Source organism: Arcicella rosea, assembly GCF_040543805.1.
Classification (GTDB): domain Bacteria; phylum Bacteroidota; class Bacteroidia; order Cytophagales; family Spirosomataceae; genus Arcicella; species Arcicella rosea.
Genome location: NZ_JBEUMS010000022.1, coordinates 1 through 21253, shown reverse-complemented (window position 1 = coordinate 21253; position 21253 = coordinate 1). Strand labels below are relative to the sequence as shown.

14 protein-coding genes are annotated in these 21253 nt (G+C 34.0%); 9 read left to right on the top strand and 5 right to left on the bottom strand.

Annotation, left to right across the window (positions count from 1 at the left end):
• Nucleotides 1-2 precede the first annotated feature (2 nt).
• The 3 genes from ABID42_RS22320 (at nucleotide 3) to ABID42_RS22310 (ending at nucleotide 5276) form a co-directional block, all read left to right on the top strand.
• Nucleotides 3-2654 carry a hypothetical protein gene (locus ABID42_RS22320; RefSeq protein ID WP_367285549.1) on the top strand — a complete coding sequence of 884 codons (2652 nt, stop codon included), beginning with the start codon at nucleotides 3-5 and terminating at the stop codon, nucleotides 2652-2654.
• Nucleotide 2655: 1 nt separating this feature from the next.
• Nucleotides 2656-4059 (top strand): MBOAT family O-acyltransferase, encoded by a 1404-nt coding sequence (locus tag ABID42_RS22315; RefSeq protein ID WP_367285548.1) that lies wholly within the window; start codon nucleotides 2656-2658, stop codon nucleotides 4057-4059.
• A gap of 176 nt (nucleotides 4060-4235) precedes the next feature.
• On the top strand, nucleotides 4236-5276 hold the full coding sequence (locus ABID42_RS22310; RefSeq protein WP_367285547.1) for an alginate O-acetyltransferase AlgX-related protein: 1041 nt from the start codon (nucleotides 4236-4238) through the stop codon (nucleotides 5274-5276).
• A gap of 43 nt (nucleotides 5277-5319) precedes the next feature.
• On the opposite strand, the gene ABID42_RS22305 is transcribed toward ABID42_RS22310, so the two are convergent.
• Together ABID42_RS22305 and ABID42_RS22300 are read right to left on the bottom strand one after the other, a co-directional pair.
• The gene (locus ABID42_RS22305; protein WP_323258790.1) at nucleotides 5320-5904 is read right to left on the bottom strand and encodes a carboxymuconolactone decarboxylase family protein; all 585 of its coding nucleotides are present in this window, start codon (nucleotides 5902-5904) and stop codon (nucleotides 5320-5322) included.
• Nucleotides 5905-5971: 67 nt separating this feature from the next.
• Entirely contained in the window at nucleotides 5972-6514 is a 543-nt protein-coding gene (locus ABID42_RS22300) for a peroxiredoxin (protein ID WP_309922808.1), read from the bottom strand.
• A gap of 194 nt (nucleotides 6515-6708) precedes the next feature.
• Here ABID42_RS22300 and ABID42_RS22295 point away from each other — a divergent pair, with 194 nt between their 5' ends.
• Together ABID42_RS22295 and ABID42_RS22290 are read left to right on the top strand one after the other, a co-directional pair.
• A complete protein-coding gene (locus tag ABID42_RS22295) occupies nucleotides 6709-7647 on the top strand; it encodes a hydrogen peroxide-inducible genes activator (RefSeq protein WP_367285546.1) in 939 nt (312 codons plus the stop codon).
• Between the two features lie 153 nt (nucleotides 7648-7800).
• Entirely contained in the window at nucleotides 7801-9432 is a 1632-nt protein-coding gene (locus ABID42_RS22290; protein ID WP_367285545.1) for a M1 family metallopeptidase, read from the top strand.
• A gap of 39 nt (nucleotides 9433-9471) precedes the next feature.
• Here the strand turns inward: ABID42_RS22290 and ABID42_RS22285 are convergent, their stop codons facing one another.
• The gene (locus tag ABID42_RS22285) at nucleotides 9472-10086 is read right to left on the bottom strand and encodes an HPP family protein (protein WP_367285544.1); all 615 of its coding nucleotides are present in this window, start codon (nucleotides 10084-10086) and stop codon (nucleotides 9472-9474) included.
• Nucleotides 10087-10374: 288 nt separating this feature from the next.
• Between ABID42_RS22285 and ABID42_RS22280 the strand changes: the two genes are divergently transcribed.
• On the top strand, nucleotides 10375-10590 hold the full coding sequence (locus tag ABID42_RS22280; RefSeq protein ID WP_367285543.1) for a hypothetical protein: 216 nt from the start codon (nucleotides 10375-10377) through the stop codon (nucleotides 10588-10590).
• Between the two features lie 266 nt (nucleotides 10591-10856).
• Here the strand turns inward: ABID42_RS22280 and ABID42_RS22275 are convergent, their stop codons facing one another.
• Complete coding sequence (locus tag ABID42_RS22275) at nucleotides 10857-13379, bottom strand: M14 family metallopeptidase (protein WP_367285542.1); 2523 nt, start codon at nucleotides 13377-13379, stop codon at nucleotides 10857-10859.
• 61 nt (nucleotides 13380-13440) lie between these two features.
• On the bottom strand, nucleotides 13441-13692 hold the full coding sequence (yidD, locus tag ABID42_RS22270) for a membrane protein insertion efficiency factor YidD (RefSeq protein WP_367285541.1): 252 nt from the start codon (nucleotides 13690-13692) through the stop codon (nucleotides 13441-13443).
• Between the two features lie 163 nt (nucleotides 13693-13855).
• On the opposite strand from yidD, the gene ABID42_RS22265 reads away from it, so the two are divergent.
• The 3 genes from ABID42_RS22265 (at nucleotide 13856) to ABID42_RS22255 (ending at nucleotide 20840) form a co-directional block, all read left to right on the top strand.
• The gene (locus ABID42_RS22265; RefSeq protein WP_367285540.1) at nucleotides 13856-15208 is read left to right on the top strand and encodes an FAD-binding protein; all 1353 of its coding nucleotides are present in this window, start codon (nucleotides 13856-13858) and stop codon (nucleotides 15206-15208) included.
• A gap of 650 nt (nucleotides 15209-15858) precedes the next feature.
• A complete protein-coding gene (locus ABID42_RS22260) occupies nucleotides 15859-19128 on the top strand; it encodes a TonB-dependent receptor (RefSeq protein WP_367285539.1) in 3270 nt (1089 codons plus the stop codon).
• 191 nt (nucleotides 19129-19319) lie between these two features.
• Complete coding sequence (locus tag ABID42_RS22255) at nucleotides 19320-20840, top strand: DUF4394 domain-containing protein (protein WP_367285538.1); 1521 nt, start codon at nucleotides 19320-19322, stop codon at nucleotides 20838-20840.
• The last annotated feature ends 413 nt before the right edge of the window (nucleotides 20841-21253 follow it).

Below are 21253 nucleotides of genomic sequence, written 5' to 3'. Positions count from 1 at the left end.
CTATGAAAAATAAGGCAATACTTTTCCTTGCAATAGCCATTTTAGGAATAGCTACTTACTTTTTTTTTCAAAAGAAAAACCCTTATCTAAGTACATTAAAGCGTTTTGTTCCTGATAATACTTTGTTATTATTGGAAACGAATGAGATGAGGGATAACACAGAATCTCATGTTTTTGCTCAGATTCCTTTACTTTCTAGAGTTGAAAATCAATTTTATTTATTGCAAAAAATAGGACTTTCTAAAGAAGAGATTCAATATTTAATTAAAGATAAAACCTTATATTTCGCCTTATTACCCGAGGCAAAAGAAGATTTAAATTACATTACTTATCTACCACTCAATCAAAGTGATTCTGCTTTGGTGAGTAAAATCAAAAGACTTCAAGAAAATATTTCGGGTAGCCGAATTATCTATCATACCACTCGTGGACAAAGAATTGCCGAAGTAATAGATAGTTCTACCAAATCGGTCTTGTCTTTTTTTATTCAGAACGATATTATCATTTTTAGCTCCTCAAGTATTTTAATAGAAGAGGCAATTTTACCGAGTGAAAATTCATGGATTAATGAAATTTCAGATGCACTTACTCCGCAAACTGATTCAACAATCACTGCAACTCATTTCAACAAACAAGCGATTGCTAGATTTATCAATAAAATTTCAGTTGATAAAAGTAAAATTGCAAAGCAATTTGTCAATTTACTCTCCGATAGTTTTACGGGCTTTCAATCTGATGAATCCGTTATTAAGTCGTTTGGTGTACTGAAAGATGCCAATCTTTTTGAAGGACAAAGTCCAAGAAAACTGGAAGATTTAAGCATGATTCCTAATACTTCATCTTTTTTATTACACATTCCTTTTGATAATACTGCCAAACTTGAAGAAAGTCTCCAACAATATTTCTCTAAAAATAAGGAGTTAAACATTTTAAGAAATACAGTAAAAGCTGCTTTTAAACTAAATTTTAGCGATATTTATCAAAACCTTGAAGGTGAAATTCTTTTAACAGGTTTTGACGAAGGCGATGAAACTTTCAATGGCAAAGCTTTAATTTTAAGAAATAAATTACTCTTCGATATTTTAAAAAAGACTTCTGTGGAAGTTTCTAAAGAAAAAAATGCCAATGTTGTAAGTGTTGAATATGGCGGTTATGCTATTAAATCTTTAGGCATCAGAGAGTTTCCGACGATGCTTTTTGGCGAATATTTTGCTGGATTTGAAGAATGCTATTTTACGGAATACAAAAACTATTTAATCATCACAAATAGTTTGTCGGCAATGCAAAGCTATTTATTGGCAATAAGTAAAGGTGATGTTTGGAGTAATTCTGCCAAAAATCAAGCATTGGCTAAAAAGGCTAAAGCTTCAAATTTAACCTTAATTTCAGAAACGAATCGTGCTTTATTAGGCTTTAAAAAATCTTTAGTGAATGCTTGGGCAAATAAATTTGCGGAGAATGAAAGCCAGTTGAACCGTATTACATTAAGTATTTTTGAAATACTTCAAGGTAAAACTGAACTTAGGTTGTTTAAGAATATCTCTTTGGTAGAATCTTCAAAGAAGTATTCAAATAAATGGATAAAACTGGCAAGTATTCAGGTTGATTCCTCTTCAAAACCTTTTTACTTTACCAATCCTTCAACCAAAAAACAAGAAACTTTTGTCCAAGGAACTGATAATCAAATTCACTATGTGAAAGCTAGTAAAAAAGTTTGGTCGTATCAATTGGCAGGAAGAATTGTGGGTGAGATTAAAAATGTTAAAATTTTACCAAATAATCAGCAACAATTGTTGATGGCGAGTGCCAATAAAGTTTATATTCTTAGCAAAAATACTCAAGGATTTGAGGTGAAAACGATTCCAAATAACACGGGATTAGCCATTCATGATTTTATTATTTTTGATGCTGAGAATGATAAAAAGCAAAATCTGACACTTTTTTCTTCTAATTCAGCTTCCTTCAAAATTGATAAAACGTCGCTAACTTTAAGTGTACATTTTAAGCCAAAGAATGGTGCTCCACACATTTTACCGATTACAACTGTCATCATCAAAGGAGTTGAGTATGCAATTTTGCTAGATAAAAAAGGAAAACTGACTTTACAAGATGCGAGTGGAAATGTGGCGAATGGTTTCCCGATTACACTAAATCGTACTTTTAATGATCCTGCTTTATTGGAAGGTTCAAATGAAAGAATTCATATCAAATTACTTAGTGAAAATGGTGAATTATTTTCTGTGAATTTATCAGGTAAAATCGTTGAAAAGAAACAATTATTACGTCCGAATTTTGAAAGTAAATTTTTCCTTTGTGCCGACCAACGCAATACTGATTGGGTAATTATGCGAAGTGATGGCAAGGATGTGACGGTAATTGATAAATCAGAAAGAGAAATGTTTACGATTAAAGAGGAAACCTTTGGCGTAAAACGTTTGAAATATTATAATTTGGGTGTTGGGGGTAAGTATTTTGCTTTGACGAACAGTTATACTACTTATCGCTTTTTCGATGAAAATGGAAGTTATGTTGGCGGAATGCCAATAATTTCAACCTATCATCCAGTACTTACTTATTCAGAATCGTATCAAAAATTAATCATTGACATCACAACGCCTGCTGCTTTAGAAAATTGGTCGGTGAAACTTCGTTAATATGCTTTTTAATTCTATTCATTTTTTAATTTTCTTTATCATTGTTACGCTTGGCTATTGGTCTTTGGGTTGGAATGGTCGCTGGCGATTATTACTTTTTGCGAGTTGCTATTTCTACATGGTTTTTATGCCAATCTATATTTTAATACTGTTTTTTACGATTGTCATTGATTATTTTGCTGGAATTTATATAGAACAATCAAAAGGTTCGAACAGAAAATTATTGTTAATAGTTAGTTTGATTTCTAACATTGGAATTCTAGCGATTTTCAAATACTATAATTTCTTCAATACCAATATTTCTCATCTTTTACATCTGATTGAGGTTAGAAATCCAGCACCTTATCTTAAGATTTTACTGCCAATTGGGCTTTCTTTCCATACTTTTCAGGCGATGAGTTATACAATAGAAGTATATCGAGGAAATCAAAAAGCAGAACGCCATTTTGGGATTTATGCACTCTATGTGATGTTTTACCCGCAATTGGTTGCTGGACCTATCGAAAGACCACAAAATGTGATTCATCAATTTTATGAAAAACATCAATTCAATTGGGAAAAAGCTAAAAGTGGATTGATGATGATGGCTTGGGGTTTGTTTAAGAAAGTAGTGATTGCTGATAGATTGGCGATGGTTGTCGATTCGGCTTATAATAATCCATCCGAAAAAAACGGATTGTCGCTTTTAGTCGCTACTTTTTTCTATACTTTTCAGATTTACTGTGATTTTTCTGGATATTCAGAAATAGCTTTGGGTTCGGCTAGAGTGATGGGTTTTGAATTGATGGAAAATTTTAAAAGTCCTTATTTTTCAAAATCAATTTCTGAATTTTGGCGTAGATGGCACATTTCTCTTTCTACGTGGTTTCGTGACTATTTGTACATTCCTTTGGGTGGAAATAGAGTATCAGAATGGCGAAGATATTTTAACCAATTTATCGTTTTCATGGTCAGTGGTTTGTGGCATGGCGCACAGTGGACTTTTGTGATTTGGGGTTCATTGCATGGTTTTTACTTGATTGTTGCTGCCGCTAGAAATAAGTATTTTCCAAAATTGACTTTCCCCGACAATACTTTAGGAAAAGCGATTAATCTTATTTCAACTTTTGTATTGGTGATGTTAGCTTGGGTGTTTTTCAGAGCGAAAGATACTAGAGATGCGTTGTTGATTTTGAAAAAAATATCATTCTTTTCAATCAACGATTCGCTAGAATCACCACTGAATAATATTGAAATACTATTTTCATTGGGATTGATAGGATTATTACTTTGGAAAGAATTAAAATATTTTTACATCAATACCGAAAGTAATGTTAGATTTTACAGTTTAATCTCTTTGGTAATGATTTTAGTGTATTTCTTTGGAGTATTCAACACAAATAATTTTATCTATTTTCAATTTTAAATAGGCTTTCAGAAATCGGATTTCAGCTTTCGGGTGTCTGATTTTGGATTTCAGACTTCTGATGATATAATAAATAAAACTAAAATCTGACATCCAAAAACCAATAATTTGGACTGAATATCTCCAAATCTTTAAGACCAAAATCAGAAATCCTAAATCCGACATCACATAGTTTTATGTTAAAAAGTGCATTAAAATATACAGTTTTACTTCTTGCCATTTTCTTATGGTTACAAGCTTACTTTCCTGTTATTTACTTCAATTCCAAATTATTTCCTGACGATTATCGTTTTGGAGATTTGTACCGGCTTTCATATTTACCTCAGTTTAAAGAGAGTACTACGGCTTGTCATGAAGAAGGAAAATCGTTAAAGAATGATACTTCTAATGTCAATTTGTACATCATAGGTGATAGTTTTGCCGAAGAAGCAAGAGTCAATAAAACCGATTTTAATGCCAGTAAATATCTTTACACACATTGGGCAAACGATGCCCATATTCAATTAGACAGTACAAAAAGGAACATTCTGATTTTAGAATCGGTAGAAAGAGCAGCCAAAGAACACCTTTCTGAAGATGTGGATAATTTTAGCATTGAAAAACCAGTCATTAATGAAGAGAATCCAAACCTTAGTTTTCGTAAAAAGATTGTTCAAGGATGGGAAAAAATCAGTCCAGTATTATTTCCTCCCGGAACAGAAGAACGACTAGAACATACGCTTTTCAATTACGATTTTTTTCTATGGTTTAGAGAATTAAAAGCTAAAATGAATTTAATTTTATTCGATAGAATTGAGCCAAAAGTGATTCTTTCAAAAGATAAAAAGCATTTATATTACATGGAAGAAGCCGACAGCACGCATGGACGTTCAGCTTTTTTCCCAGTTACAAATGCGCAGATTGATACTTTTGTTACTCATGCAAATAGGAGTAGAGAAAAGTATTTAAAAGCAGGTTTTGATGAAGTTTATTTATCAATTATTCCGAATAAAGTAAGTGTACAATCGCCAGATTTAGGAAAATATAATCATTTAATTGAGCGAATTCAAACTCATCCAGCCTTAGAAGTGCCGATAATTGATACTTATGATATTTTCAAGAAGACACCAGAAAAGTATTACTTAAAAAGCGATACACATTGGAATTGTACTGGAAGAAATGTTTGGTTAAATATTATTAATCAGCAGATTATCGCTAAAAATAGCCTGAAAAAATAAAGAGCCAAACTTTCGTCTGACTCCCATTTAGCGGTTATAGCGATTACAATAAAGTAATAAAGCTCTTGATAACGGCTCCTAATCGAACGGCATCAAATATACGCTGTTCGCTAGCACCATGTGATTTTACTGAGGCTTCGTGAGAAGTAACACACATTTCGCAACCATTAATCGCTGAAATTACTAAGCTCAATAATTCAAAGAATTCTTTGCCAAGTACAGGATTCATCATGATTGACATCCTAACGCCCGCAGGAATATTGTTATAAGATTCCTTATCCATAAAATGGCGGAAACGATACAATACATTGTTTGCATTCATCAAAGACACACAAGAAGCAACTTCTAACAGTTCTTTTTCTTCAGCACCTTTGCTTTTTGCAAGCTCTTCCAAAGCGCTAACCAAAGTACTTGATTTCTCGTTGATAGCTACAGATAAAGCTAACAAGATTGCTTCTTTTTCTTTCAAAGTTTGCGCTTTCAAAGCATTAGAAACGTTAATTTTAAGATCTTTGATATAACGATGGTCGGCTGCGTTTAAGCGATCAAGGAATAGACTTTCAAATGTTGAAGGAAGATTTACTTCTGCCAACAAATTATTTTTAGTTTCACTAACTGTTCCGAACATGATTTTTATTTGAAGGGATGAAAATTAAGAGGCTTTATTTAATCAATAAAGCCTCTTAATCAGGAAATTAAACTGATAAAGTTTCTTCGCCTTGTTTCCAGTTACAAGGACAAAGTTCGTCTGTTTGAAGTGCATCCAAAACTCTTAATACTTCGTCAACGTTACGACCAACTGATAAATCGTTAGCACATACCCAACGGATAATTCCTTGTGGGTCAACAATATAAGTAACACGGTAAGCGATTTTTTCGTTTGCTTCTAAAATACCCAATTCTTCAGCTAAAGATTTAGAAGTATCAGCTAACATTGGGAATTTTAATCCACGAAGATCATCGTGATTGTTTCTCCAAGCTAAGTGAACAAATTCAGAGTCAGTAGAAGCACCGATTAAGATAGCATCACGGTCAGAGAAATCATCATATTTTGCATTGAAAGCAGCAATTTCTGTAGGACAAACAAAAGTAAAATCTTTTGGCCACCAGAACATTACTAACCATTTGTCAGCATTTTTGTGGTCTTCAGAAGTAATATCATAAAATTCTTTGCCTTTTTCAAGAGATACTACTGCTGTTTTTTGGAATTTTGGAAATGTTGAACCTAATGATAACATGATTTTGTTGTTTTCTGTTTAAATTAAATATTGAAATTGTACAATTTTTATTTCTTTTTGAATGAAATTAAGTATTACTGTATTTGAAAAGTAATATTTATTTTTCTTTTACAAAGTTGCTCACTAATCTCTTTGTAAACAAATTGATAATATTGATATTTACATAGAGATTCCTTATAACTTCTTTTAATAACATGACTATTACCCAATTAGAATATGTAATTGCCGTTGAAAATCATCGAAATTTTGTGCAAGCTGCCGACAGTTGTTTTGTGACTCAGCCTACTTTGAGTATGCAAATTCAAAAATTAGAAGATGAACTTGGCGTCAAAATCTTTGATAGAAGCCGTCAACCCGTCGTAACTACCCAAATTGGTTTAGAAATTATTCAACAGGCACGCATTACTATTGCTGAATTTTATAAAATTAAAGATGCCGTAAATTCTGGAAAACATGATGTAACTGGTGAAGTTCGTTTGGGCGTTATTCCTACGATTGCTCCGTATTTATTACCACTTTTTCTGGCTAGCTTTCTCGAAAAATATCCAAATGTTGAGCTGAAAATCAAAGAGTTAACAACTGATAGGATTGTTCACGGTTTAAAAAATGATGATTTTGATTTGGGCTTAATTGCTACGCCTCTTCAACAACCCAATATTGTGGAATATCCCATTTTTTATGAAGAATTAGTGTTGTATGTCTCTAAAGAAAATGCGATTTATCAGAAAAAATATGCACTTTCTGAAGATATTAATCCTAAAGAACTATGGCTTTTAGAAGAAGGGCATTGTTTGCGTTCGCAGATTGAGAATCTTTGTGAATTAAAACGAAAGTCTATTGGGAGAAATCAATTTGAATATCAGGCTGGAAGTTTAGAAACACTTCGAAAAATGGTAGAAAGAAATCAGGGAATTACGATTTTACCAGAATTAGCCACGATGGATTTTGATGAAGATAGATTAAACTTAATTCGTCATTTTAAATCGCCAGCACCTGTGAGGGAAGTAAGTTTGGTTGCTCACAAAAATTTTGCAAAATTAGGGATTCTAAAAGCATTAAAAGAAAGTATTCTTGAAGCACTTCCTAAAGAATTAACAATTGAAAAGAAAAGGAATATAATTGAGGTTGCTTAGCTTAGAAGAAACAAGATAAAAGAAGCAAGATGCAAGAAATAAGAAAAAAGATAAAAGAGGTAAGTACAAACACATTATTTTTCTTGTTTCTTAAATCTTGTATCTTAAATCTTGTTTCTTGCTACTATTATAAAAATCAACAAACTAAAAACAATGAAATTCATCATCACATTATGTTTGTGTATCCAAAGTTTTTTTGGATTTTCACAGCTATTTCAACCTAAAAAAACTTACACTCGTCAAGATACACTTCGTGGAAGTATTACACCAGAAAGAGCTTGGTGGAATCTACAGTATTATCATCTCAGCGTTAAAGTTCAACCAAATGATAGCACTATTTCTGGTAATAATTTAATTACTTATAAAGTATTAAAACCAGCGCAAATAATACAAATTGACTTGCAAAATCCTATGCAAATCACCAAAGTTGAGCAAGATGGACAGGCTTTAAATTATAAAAGAGATGGTAATGCTTTTTTTGTTGAGTTACAAAAGAAACAAGTAGTTGGCAAAACAGAATCTATCAAAGTATTTTATGAAGGAAAGCCAAGAATCGCTCGTCGCCCGCCTTGGGATGGAGGTTTTTCTTGGAAAAAGGATTCAGAAGGCAATTGGTTTATCACTACTTCGTGCCAAGGTTTGGGAGCGAGTGTTTGGTGGCCTTGTAAAGACCACATGTATGATGAAGCCGACAGTATGCTCATTTCGATTACTGTTCCTAAAAAATTGCAAGATATTTCAAACGGCAGATTATTAAGAGTAATTGATAATCCAGACGATACTCGTACTTTCGATTGGTTTGTTTCAAATCCAATCAATAATTATGGAGTAAATATCAACATTGGTAATTATGTACATTTCTCAGAAAAATATAAAGGTTTAAAAGGCGATTTAGATTGCAATTATTATGTATTGCCAGAGGATTTAGAAAAGGCTAAAGTGCAGTTCAAGCAAGTACCAATGATGCTCAAAGCTTTTGAACATTGGTTTGGTCCTTATCCATTTTATGAAGATGGTTATAAGTTAGTTCAAGTATCGTATTTGGGCATGGAACATCAAAGTTCTGTTACTTATGGCAACAAATTTGCCAATGGCTATTTAGGAAGAGATTTATCGGGAACAGGTTGGGGTTTGAAATGGGATTTTATTATTGTTCATGAGTCAGGTCATGAATGGTTTGCTAATAATATTACAGACAAAGACATCGCCGATATGTGGATTCATGAAAGTTTTACCAATTATTCTGAAAGTCTTTTTACGGAGTATCATTTTGGAAAAGAAGCAGGAGCGGCCTATGTAAGAGGTTGTAGAAAGCTAATTGGCAATCAAGAACCAATTATTGGTGATTATGAAGTGAATGAAAGTGGTTCAGGCGATATGTATTATAAAGGTGGAAATATGTTGCATACGATTCGTCAGATAATTGATAATGATGAAAAATGGAGACAAATTTTAGTCGGACTCAATAAGGATTTTTATCATCAAACCGTTGATACAAAACAAATAGAGAATTACATCAGCAAAAAAACAGGGATTAATTTAAGTAAAGTATTCGACCAATATCTCAGAAATACTAAAATTCCAACATTAGAATATAAATTAGAAAAGGGAGAAATTACTTATCGTTGGACGACCTGTATTGATGGTTTCAATATGCCAATTAAAGTTGAAAATGCCAAAGGAAAATATCAATTCATACAACCAAGTACAGAATGGAAAAGCCTTAAAGGTATCACAGAATTAAAGATTGATGAAAACTTTTACGTAAATGTAAAGAAAGGTTAAAATAAAAATCCCGCCCAAGAAATTGGACGGGATTTTTATTTACTCAAAACTTTTCTGCTTCCTAACCTTTTTGATAAACATTCTTTTTAAAGAATTGGTAAACTTTTCATCAGTAGGATACTTTCTGTTGGGTGTCATATTATTAAAAATGACAGCAACCGCAAAGAGTATTAATGAGCCACTAAGAACAGGAGTTAGGGCATAAAAATAGCCCAAGCTTTTAATTTGTTCTGAACCAATTACCGCAATTAATGCAGTTGCCCCCCCGGGAGGATGTAAGGTTTTAGTTACTTGCATCAAAACAATTGATAATGAAACTGCTAAAGGAGCCGTTAACCAAAGGATGTTAGGCAGTAATTGATTAATTGTAACACCAATAATTGCAGAAATAAAAGGGCCACCGATAAGGTTTCTTGGTTGTGCTAGTGGACTTTGAATTGCTCCAAAAATTAATACACTTGATGCGCCAAAAGAACCAATTAGAAAGATATTGTCGTGAGCTGTTAGTTGAAAAGTTTGTAAGAATGAAATGAGACCAATCCCGAGAAAAGCACCAAGAAATGACCAAAAATGTTCTTTGTAATCTACTAACGTTTCTCTGTAAATGATGTACCTCGAAATTCTTAAATTTCGTTTTAATTTTTGTTTAACCATTCGCTTGTTCTTAATTTTCAGCCTAAGAAAGCTTGATTTAGTAAATTGTCTTATGAGTTTTGTTTCTTTAATTGATTCAAAATTAGTACAAATTGAGATATTTTTGAGCATTTATACTTAATTTAGATAAGACACTTTTATTCTTAAAATCAAATACATCAATTGAATTGGAAAAAGCATTGTTTAGAAAAATATAATTCACTTTTTGAAAGAACAGATATGATAGTATTTTAATAAATTTACTTTACAATTTATTCTTTAGTTAAAGTGTTTAGATTTGCAAATGATATGAGACAAGCGACTATATATATAACCGATAATGGATACAGCCATTTTATTGAATTGGCTAAAAACCTTCATTATGTTAAAAGAATTGAGACAGACGAAGAGCCTAGCGACGATAAGGTTTTAGAGAATATCAAAGCAGGATTGAAAGAAGTAAAACTTTTTAAAAGAGGTAAATTAAAAACTATACCAGCAAAAGATTTTTTGGATGAGTTATAGCCAACAAATACGAGTCATCCCGAATTTTCTCATCAAATAATGAGTTTTGGGTGTTTTCTAGTCTTTCTCGTCTAGTCCTTACTTTTCTTTTCTTGATAAAAGAAAAGTAACAAAAGAAAATCAAGAATTCCTAAACTCGCTCCGCTCAAACAGTAGGAATTCGGTGTTCATCAATCATAAAAAAGCGGTCGAAAAACTAATTTCGACCGCTTTTTTATGATTTTAAAATTCGAGATGACTCATGTTTGTAAATAATCTAACAGATTTTAATTTCCTACTACAAACACAGCATTTCCAAATAACAATTTACCATTTTGCCAGAAACCTCTGAAAATTGGGTCATTTGCTAAGTAAACGATTTGCCCACGACCTAAATCTTGTGTACCAAAAATCAATGAATTTTTAAGTTTATCCTGTGCTTTTGCACCAGCATAACCCGCTACTAAATCTTTGGTTTTGGTTACGCCAACATTCCAACCCTCTGCAAGATATTGGAAGTCTGTCGTTTCAAGCACCAAGCTGTAATATGTTTTATCGTATCCAAAAGCTAAAGGATGCGTATTATCCATCGAAAGTTTGTAAATACTTCCAGGTGTTTCTTCCGAAACTGACTCTCTTTCAGCATTGGCATAAACTTTTAATTTAGGCGCTTCATTTTCCTTTTCTTTATCTTTTTTCTTGTCTTCTTCTTTATGCTTTAATTCAAATCCATCTTTGCCAGCCAAAGCATTTAAAGCTCCTTGAACTGCTATTAATTTACCGCCAGCACGAACCCAGTCTTTTACTTTAGCAAGGGTTTTATCATCTAAAATTTTATTGTATCTGCCATCTACTAAAATCAATACATCAAATTTTGATAAATCAACTGTTCCTAAAGTATTCTCGCCAATGATGGTAGTAGGATATTCAATTTGCTTATCAAAGAAATGCCAAGTACCGCCAAAAGAAGTTGGAGAAACGCCATCGCCTGAAACAATTGCTACTTTCGGAGCATCTAAATAAGCTACATTGTCTGAACCAAAATCAGAACCTTTGGTTGACATACCTGTAGAAACGGAATAAAGATTTACTTGTAATCTTTCCGCTTCTGAACGCACAATTTTATCGAATGAATCTCCTAAACGCTCATTGCCTGAACGAGTAATTACAAGTGTACCTTCATTGTAAGTTTGATTTTCAATTTCGAAAGCTTTAGCTGCTGAACGTACTTTAATGCCTTTTTTCAGTAATGAAGCCAATAATTTCAATTCACTGAAAGCTTGCCATTTAACCAAATAAGCATAAGGTTTTTCAACTTTAGCAGCGGCTGGAGTAAACTGTGGTTTTGGTGCTGGCGTGATTTTATCTTTTACCGCAAAAGCACTTAAACCATAAGCATAAGGCAATGACCATGAAGTAATATCATACGTCACAGAATCTTCTACCATCGTTTTAGGTTCTAGCAAAATCTTCAAGAAAGTAGAACGTGGTTGGAAAAGGTTAATCACAATATCGTCTGGGTCGATGCTAAAACCTACATTTTTATCATCTTGATAACTATAACCTGCGGCTACTAATCCTTTACCAGCAATACCATATTGGAAATTTTCACGGTCAAGGAAATTCAAAAATTCACGAGTTCTGCTTTCATTGCCTTTTGTTTTGAAGACGAACGATTTGTATTGCCCAACTGGACTTTTCTGTGCGTTGTCAAAGAACTTAATAAATTCTGTTACTGCTTTATCTGCATTGGCAGAAACGGCTTCCAAACAAGCAAATGAAGTACTGAAATGGTGGTCAATTCTTTGTTTTAGCGTAAGTGTATCGCCATCTCTTTTAGTGATTCCTAAACCACCTCTTCCGCCACCACCTTGCTCGTATGTCATACCGAAAGCACCGTTGTAAGTCGGATAAGTATCGCCATAAGATGGATAAAGTAAATCAAAACGTTCTTTAGAGAAATACAACCAACCATTTTTATCGAAATCACGTTTGTTGTAATCGCCAAGAATTTTCTGGAATTCTCTCTGCCAGCCAGTAATATCTTCATGATATGGTTTAGCAGAAGGAGCGAAGTAATATGGATTTTCTACACCTTGCTCATGAAAATCTGCATGAAGATGCGGCATCCATTGACGATACAACGCTAACCTTTCTTGTGATTCTTTTTGTGTTTGCCAAGCCCAGTCACGGTTCAAATCAAATAAATAGTGGTTGAAACGTCCACCTGGCCAAGGTTCGCTGTGTTCAATTGCTGCAGGATTTGGATTATAAACCGCACCCACTTTTTGATTATAAAAATTCACATAACGGTCATATCCATCTGGATTAATACTTGGGTCAAGAATCACTACTGTATTTGCCAAAATAGCTTTTGAACGCTCGTTAGAAGCATTCATCAATTCATACAAAGTAAAAGGAGCAGTACTTGTTCCACAAGATTCATTTCCGTGAACATTGTAACTCAACCAAGCAATAGCAGGTTGTTTTTTAGTAGGTTTTCCTTCTAATAAACCAATTGATTTTAAATTATTCGTTCTGATTTCCTCTAATTGAGCAAAATTTTCTGGCGAAGCCAAGATGGCAATCATCAACGGGCGTCCTTCATTGGTTGAACCGTATTGAATTAATTTTACTTGGTTTGGATTCTGACGAGCCACATATTCGTAATAACTCACTACTTGGTGATGTCTGAGGAAACGTTCGCCTTTTTTGAAGTTAAGGAACTCTTCGGGAGATTGTAGCTTACTTTGTGCTGATGCACAGATACTTAACAGCAAAAATGCGTGAAGTAATAGATTTTTGAGCATGATTTTAAGGTTTGATGAATGGATTCAAACCAAAAATAGAAAGAAAAAGCTTCCTAAAAAATCAAATATCCTTTTTTTCACAACAAGATTTATGAGGTACAGGGTCATGACCACTACCGCCCCAAGGATGGCAAGAAGCAAAACGTTTCATTCCTAAACGAAAGCCTTTCCAAAATCCCCAAACCTGAATTGCTTCTATCATATACTGCGAACAAGTAGGAGTATAGCGACAAGAATTCGGAAAATATGGCGAAATAATTCCTTGATATACTCGTACTAAAATGATAAGAATTTTACTGTGAAGATTGGTCATTGTTGTATTCTTTTCTCAAAGGTAACAAGCTCATTTAAAATAATAATCAGCGATTTGAAAATCATTAAAATGTTCGTTCGATTACTTCTAAATATTTATGAGGAGGAATTATAAATTAGTTTTATATTGCTTTAATATCCAAAACAAATCAAAATTTATAACTATGAAAAAAAGAACATTTTTAAAAACAACATCAATGTTGGTGGGCGGCGTCGTGCTTTCACGATTTGTTGCTTGTCAAACAAAAGCCAAAACGAATTTGAAAAACTGGGCAGAAAATTTAGAATACAGTGCTGAAAACGTTTATTATCCTAAAACAGTTGAAGAAGTACAAGAAATTGTAAAGAAATGCGATAGCCTAAAAGCATTAGGTTCTCGCCATTCATTCAATACAATTGCTGATAGCGAAGAAAATCAAATTTCACTGAGAGATTTTAATAAAGTAGTTTCGTTAGATAAAAAAGCCAATACTGTAACGGTAGAAGGAGGGATTAAATACGGAGAATTAGCCCCTTATTTGGAAGAAAATGGCTATGCCCTTCATAATTTAGCATCCTTGCCCCATATTTCTGTAGTAGGTGCTTGTGCGACGGCTACACATGGTTCTGGCGTGAAAAATGGAAATTTATCAACCGCTGTTGTTGGACTTGAGTTCGTGAATGCTGCTGGCGAACTTGTGAATTTATCCAAAGAAAAAGACGGAGAAAAATTCAATGGAGCGGTTGTTGGTTTGGGTGCTTTTGGAGTAATCACTAAAATTACGTTGGCACTTCAACCTAGTTTCAAAATGAAACAAGTGGTTTATCGAAATTTGCCGATGAGTGCTTTGGAAAAGAATTTTGAAACCATCATGTCGAGCGGTTATAGCGTTAGTTTATTTACTGATTGGAAAAATAAAAATATCAACGAAGTTTGGGTGAAAAGTAAAGTGGAAGAAGGTGATACTGCTGAAATTCCAACTGAATTATTTGGGGCAAAATTAGCTACTCAAAATCTTCACCCAATAGAAGAAATCTCTGCTGAAAACTGTACAGAGCAATTAGGCGTTCCGGGCGTTTGGTACGAAAGGATGCCACATTTTAAAATGGGCTTTACACCAAGTGCTGGTAAAGAATTACAATCAGAATACTTTGTTCCTATCGAACACGCTTATGAGGCAATGATGGCGATTGAAAAACTGCATGAAAAAGTTAGTCCGCATATTTTTATTTCAGAAATCCGTGCAATTCAAGCGGATGATTTATGGATGAGTCCTTGCTACAAAAAAACTTGTGTTGCTTTGCACACTACTTGGAAACAGGAAGTAGAAACGGTAATGAGTATTCTCCCGCTTTTTGAAGCAGCATTAGCACCATTTAATGCTCGTCCGCATTGGGCAAAACTCTTTACGATGGAAGCATCGGTTTTACACAGCAGAATCGAAAAACTGAATGATTTCAAAGCTTTGGTGAAAGAATATGACCCAAATGGTAAATTCCAAAATGAATTTTTGAAGAAAAATATTTTCAATAGCTAAAGTACAAACTCATAAAACCACAATGTTTTCTTCTAAAATTTGTGGTTTTATGAGTTTAAGTTAATTATGAATTCAAAGTATGTTAAATATTTGTCAACCTTATGATTAATTGCTGTAGTTGAATATTACACTTCAATTCTGTTAATAATTCCTTGACATTAATTTTATATTATAGAAAAGTGTAGATAATATTAGCGTTGTATTTTTGTATCAGTGAAAAGAGCAAAATACATATCGCTATTGCTAATTATCTGTCTATCGTTCATCAAGGTATTTTTATATACTGATGGCGGTTCTACTGTTTGCAAAAGGGATATTAATATTATTGCACATAAAACCTCCACCTATAAGTATAACGCCCTTCAAAGTCCTGTATCAAAAGCTGAACTTGAAATAGATGAAGATTCAGATGATGAACAAAATTTTAAATTCAAGCAAAATGTTGTCTTTAAAAACTTCTTTTTGAAGACTCAAAAAGTTTTAAATTGCTCAAATTTATCACTCTTTTATTCGTTCGAATATAATTATCCTACCGTTTACTTATTTATATTATTTCTCAAGATTCTAATTTAGGAGTATTCCCAACTTCCCGCAATTCCTTACTCATATACTGCCGTATATGCCATAATTTCTTATTTTAAAACGTCAAAATGATGAAAAGTTTCCTTACTTTTCAACAATCACTAAGATTGTTGGCAATTATCTCTATGCTCTTTTCGGGCGTACAGGTTTTTTCACAAATCACAACTTCTACTATTTCTGGTAGAGTTAAAGACCAAAAAGGTGCTGAAATACCCGGAGCAACCGTTATTGCTGTCCATTTACCAACAGGTACAAAATACGGAGTCGCTTCTAGTGTTGATGGTCACTTTACAATTGCTAATATGAATCCGGGTGGACCGTATAGCTTGACCGTTACTTCTGTTGGTTATAAACCACAAGTACGTGAAGATATTATGTTGAATTTAGGTTCAACCTCTAATTTGGATTTCATTGTGAGCGAAGAAACTACCAGTTTAGCAGAAGTTGTCGTAAAAGCTGATAAAGGTGGAACAAGACTTGGCGCTGGTACTAATATCGGTGAAAATACGATTAAAGTACTTCCAACTTTGAGTCGTAGTTTAACAGATATGACTCGTATGACGCCTCAAGGTAGTTCTACTAATTCATTTGCAGGAACAAACTTTCGTTATAACAACGTAACAATTGATGGAAGTATCAATAATGATGCAATTGGTTTTAGTCCATCTTTAGGTGGTGTAAGCGGAACATCGGGCATGCCTGGAAGTAGTACTCGTACAAACCCAGTAAGTTTAGATGCAATTCAAGACGTTCAAGTGTATGTTGCTCCTTACGATGTTAAAATTGGTAATTTTACTGGAGGTTCAATCAACGCCGTTACTCGTACAGGAACTAACCAAGTAACAGGTTCAGCTTATGCTTTTGGTCGTAATGCTACAATTACTGGTCCTAATAATGCTGGTGATGGGGCAAAAATTCCTAGTGGATATTCTGATTATCAAGTTGGTTTTAGAGTAGGTTTACCAATTATCAAGAATAAATTATTCTTCTTTACTAACGAAGAAATTACTCGTCGTAACGAACCAATTTTTTATGGAGCAGGTGATGCTAATTCATTAATTGATGCTGCAACGGCTAGTAAGATTACCAATTATTTGGTGACGAATTATGGTTTTAACCCAGGTGAAACAAACAGCTACAGTATTTATTCAAGAAGTAACAAATTCTTTAATCGTTTAGATTGGAATATTTCTGATAAACACCAATTGTCGATTCGTAATAATTATGTTACCTCAGAAGCAACAAACTTAGAGCGTGACGCTGCCAATTTCCGTTTCGGAAGTATGGATTTCAGACAAGTAAATAAGCAAAACTCAACAGTTGCTGAATTAAAAAGCCGTTTTGGCAGTGGTAATATTTCTAACAGTTTAGTATTAGGCTATTCAGATATTCAAGATTATCGTGACCCACTTAGTAGCAGTGTTGCAGGAAATGATGCGAATAGTGTTTCATTCCCACAAACTGAAATTGCTTATAATGGTGGTACAATTATCTTAGGTAATGACCGTGAAGCAACAGTTTTTAATATGAAACAAAAAACTTTTGAAATCACTGATAACGTTACTTTCTTCAAGGGAAAACATACATTTTTAGTGGGTACTCACAACGAAATTTATAATATTAACTATGGTTTTGTGAATTCATGGAATGGTCGTATTGCTTACAAGAGTTTAGATGATTTCTTAGCTGGAAAAGTAAATCGTGTACGTGGTTCATACAGTTTTGGAGACAATACTCGTGATAATCTTTACAATAATCCTTATGCGAAATTTACAGTAGGATTGTATAGCGTTTATGCACAAGATGAAATCCAAATAACAGATAGATTCAAACTTTCTCCGGGTATTCGTTTTGACTTAGCAAGTGCTGATTCCCCAACTTTGAGTCCAAAAACTACTTCGACACCGTTGGATATTAATGCTGGAACTACTTACACATCAGGTACGCCATTGAACCAAATTGATAATAAACTTTTCGGACAAGTATTGGTATCACCAAGATTAGGTTTCAACTTTGATGTTAACGGAGATAAATCTGTAGTGATTCGTGGAGGAACAGGAATTTTCACAGGTAGAATTCCATTTGCTTGGTTAGGTTATGCTTTCTACAATGATGGTATTGGATATGGTGCATTTGATATTAACAACCGTGCTACTGTTGCCAATAAAGGTGATGTATTGAAAGATGGTGCTAAAAATTTTGCTTTCAATAATGGTCAAGGAAATCAAACTCAAGTAGATGCTGTTGCGAATAATTTCAAAATGCCACAAGTATTTAGAAATAGTTTGGCTGTAGATTATACTACTAAGAATGGCTATAAATTTACGGTTGAAGGGATTTATACGAAAACAATTAACGATTTGAAATTCCAACAAGTAAACTTGAAGGACTCTGTGAAGTATTTTAGTTATGATACACAAAAGCAAATGCCAATTTATTTATCAGGTGGAGCTACTGGTCAGAAATTAAATACAGGTTTCTCTAATGCTTACGAATTGTCGAATACTTCTCAAGGATATCGTTATAGCTTAACTTTTCAAGTGGCTAAAACATATAAATTTGGTTTGAATTATAACCTTGCCTATACTTATGGACAGTCTTACGATTTAACAAACGGTATTCGTAACTCTATGGAATCTAACTGGCAGTTGAATCAATCTTTAACACCAAACGACCCTAAATTATCGCATTCTAATTTCGATATTCGTAATCGTATCATTGGTTCAGTTGGATATAGCCACAGATGGTCAAATACGCATGCAACTACCATTACAAGTGTAATTTCTGCACAATCAGGTGCGCCATTTACATGGGGATTTGTAAATTCAACCATTGCTAACACACCTCAAGCTGCTGGTTTAGCTTATGTTTTCAAAGACGAAGCTGAAGCAACTAAATATTTTATAGATAAGAAAAATGCTGCGGGAGTTGTTACAGAAACTGCTGCTCAACAGGCTGCTAATTTCATGAATTTTGTAAATGGAGATGATTATTTAAGTACTCGTAAAGGTGATTTTACTGAACGTAACGGTGGTCGTACTCCTTGGAACACAACTATGGATGTAAGAATCTTACATGATATTAAAGTGGGTACAAAAAATACAGTACAAGTAACCTTAGATATTTTCAATTTCACTAATTTATTGAATGCTGATTGGGGTAGAATTTACTTTGCACCAAATACTTTCAACTCAACGGTTGGTTTAGGTTTATCACGTGTGAATTCTGGAACTTCAGCGGATCCAACTTATACATTTACAAAACCAACGTCAACTTATTCAATTGATCAATTATCATCAAGATGGCAAATGCAGTTAGGCTTAAGATACAGTTTTTAAGCAGGTAAGATGAAATTTCTTCTCTGATAATTTAAAGTAAAAGAGGTTGACTTTTGAGACAATCTCTTTTACTTTTTTATGCTTATTCAATCCTCAATACACTTTATTCTCATTTTCTTAAATCTTCACAAAACCAAAAGAGAACTACTCTCGTATATCTGCTAAAATTTCCACATAAAACTATTAGCGATATGCACACAAATAAACTTAAACTGTTTTTAACAGCCTCCGCCTTTGTTGTAGGGTTTGGACTGTCTTCTTGCAAAGACGATGAAGTTACCATGCCAACAGTTATCAAACCAGACCAAACTTTCTATGTACTAGCAGATGGCAAACAGTTGATGAAAATCAATGCCATGAACTCAGAAATGGCGAGTAGTACGACAACCATCACAGGTTTAATGACAAACGATGCTTTATTATCCATCGATTTCAGACCAGCCACTGGCGAATTGTATGGAGTAAGTGCGATGAACAGAATTTATGTTATTAATCAAGAAACTGGAACGGCTAGAGTAATAGGCACAAGCTCTTTAAACCCAATTGTGAATGGTTCTGCTGTTGCTTTGGACTTTAATCCAACGGTTGATAGAATCAGATTAGTAACTAACATGGGTCAAAACTTACGTTTACATCCAGAAACGGGTGCAGTAGCAGCGACTGATGGAAGTATTAATGGCGGAGCGAGTCCAGTTATTGAATCGGTGGCTTATACCAATAATTTTGCGGGAGCAAGCTCAACTGTTTTGTATGATATTGATGCCAAATCGGATAAATTATACAAACAAGACCCACCTAACAACGGAACTTTAGTAGAGGTTGGAAATCTAGGTATTGATATTACTGCTTCGGCGGGTTTTGATATTAATCCTGCTGGTGATGTTGCCCTGACAGCGGTGATGGTTTCAGGAAAATGGGAATTGCATCAAGTAGATATTACGACTGGTAAATTAACAAAATTAGGAAATTTACCTGCTGGCAACATCAATGGTTTGGCGATTCCAACGGCACCAGTTGCTTATGCGGTTGACGAAAGTAATAATTTGTTAATCTTTAATTACTTGAATATCGGTACACCAGTTTCCAAAGCAATTAGCGGTTTACAAATGGGTGAAACCATTTTAGGCATAGATTTTCGTCCTGCTACAGGTCAACTATTTGCTTTGGGTAGTTCTAGTAGATTATATGTATTGAATACTTCGTCGGGTGTGGCAGCAGTGGTCGGTTCAGCACCATTTGCTACTACTTTAACAGGTACTTCTTTTGGTTTTGACTTTAATCCAACCGTTGATAGAATTCGTTGTATCAGTAATACAGGTCAGAATCTACGTTTGCATCCTGAAACAGGTGTTATTGCTGCGGTAGATGGTGCTTTGAATCCAGGAATGCCTTCGGTTACGGCATCTGCTTATACCAATAATTTTGCAGGAGCTACCTCAACAATTCTGTTCAATATTGATATCATGACCGATAAATTGTACAAGCAAGACCCACCAAACAATGGTACTTTAGTAGAAGTTGGAGCTTTGGGTATTAATGTTGAAACGGTTGGAGGTTTTGACATTAGTAGCAGAGGAGGTATGGCTTATGCAGCCTTGAAAGTAGGAGAGAAGTCTGCGATTTATACTATCAATATCACAACAGGTGCTGCTACGAAATTAGCTGATTTACCCAATACCGTTCGTGCTTTTACAGTGGGCACGGGATTTTAATAGTTGATTTAATTCCTTATTTGCTAAAACCCAAGAAGAAATTTCTTCTCGGGTTTTTGTTTTGTTCACAACTGCCTAAATCTATTTGCGTTTTTCTTCATATTTATACGGGAAAATGCGTGAAAAAGATGCGCTAACCTATCTCCGAGGTAGGATGATCCATCTTTTTCATGCAAAAAACCGCAAAAAAGACAAATTGACCTATCTCAGAGATAGCTCGTCCTATCAAAAAGATAGGCTTTTTCTATCTCAAAGATAGATTGCTGGGTGTTTTAGATGGATTTGCCTGTCTTGGGGATGGATTGGCGGGGGAGTTTAATGGAGTCTGTTCACCGAACTGTGTCAGTTTAAATTTAAGTTTATTTTTTTACTTTTACTCAGACACACTTTATTATGGAGACTCCTGACAATTT

Bases quoted from the DNA above. Each gene is read 5' to 3' on its own strand.
- ABID42_RS22320 (WP_367285549.1), top strand. From the start codon at position 3: ATGAAAAATAAGGCAATACTTTTCCTTGCAATAGCCATTTTAGGAATA.
- ABID42_RS22315 (WP_367285548.1), top strand. From the start codon at position 2,656: ATGCTTTTTAATTCTATTCATTTTTTAATTTTCTTTATCATTGTTACG.
- ABID42_RS22310 (WP_367285547.1), top strand. From the start codon at position 4,236: ATGTTAAAAAGTGCATTAAAATATACAGTTTTACTTCTTGCCATTTTC.
- ABID42_RS22305 (WP_323258790.1), bottom strand. From the start codon at position 5,904: ATGTTCGGAACAGTTAGTGAAACTAAAAATAATTTGTTGGCAGAAGTA.
- ABID42_RS22300 (WP_309922808.1), bottom strand. From the start codon at position 6,514: ATGTTATCATTAGGTTCAACATTTCCAAAATTCCAAAAAACAGCAGTA.
- ABID42_RS22295 (WP_367285546.1), top strand. From the start codon at position 6,709: ATGACTATTACCCAATTAGAATATGTAATTGCCGTTGAAAATCATCGA.
- ABID42_RS22290 (WP_367285545.1), top strand. From the start codon at position 7,801: ATGAAATTCATCATCACATTATGTTTGTGTATCCAAAGTTTTTTTGGA.
- ABID42_RS22285 (WP_367285544.1), bottom strand. From the start codon at position 10,086: ATGGTTAAACAAAAATTAAAACGAAATTTAAGAATTTCGAGGTACATC.
- ABID42_RS22280 (WP_367285543.1), top strand. From the start codon at position 10,375: ATGAGACAAGCGACTATATATATAACCGATAATGGATACAGCCATTTT.
- ABID42_RS22275 (WP_367285542.1), bottom strand. From the start codon at position 13,379: ATGCTCAAAAATCTATTACTTCACGCATTTTTGCTGTTAAGTATCTGT.
- yidD (WP_367285541.1), bottom strand. From the start codon at position 13,692: ATGACCAATCTTCACAGTAAAATTCTTATCATTTTAGTACGAGTATAT.
- ABID42_RS22265 (WP_367285540.1), top strand. From the start codon at position 13,856: ATGAAAAAAAGAACATTTTTAAAAACAACATCAATGTTGGTGGGCGGC.
- ABID42_RS22260 (WP_367285539.1), top strand. From the start codon at position 15,859: ATGATGAAAAGTTTCCTTACTTTTCAACAATCACTAAGATTGTTGGCA.
- ABID42_RS22255 (WP_367285538.1), top strand. From the start codon at position 19,320: ATGCACACAAATAAACTTAAACTGTTTTTAACAGCCTCCGCCTTTGTT.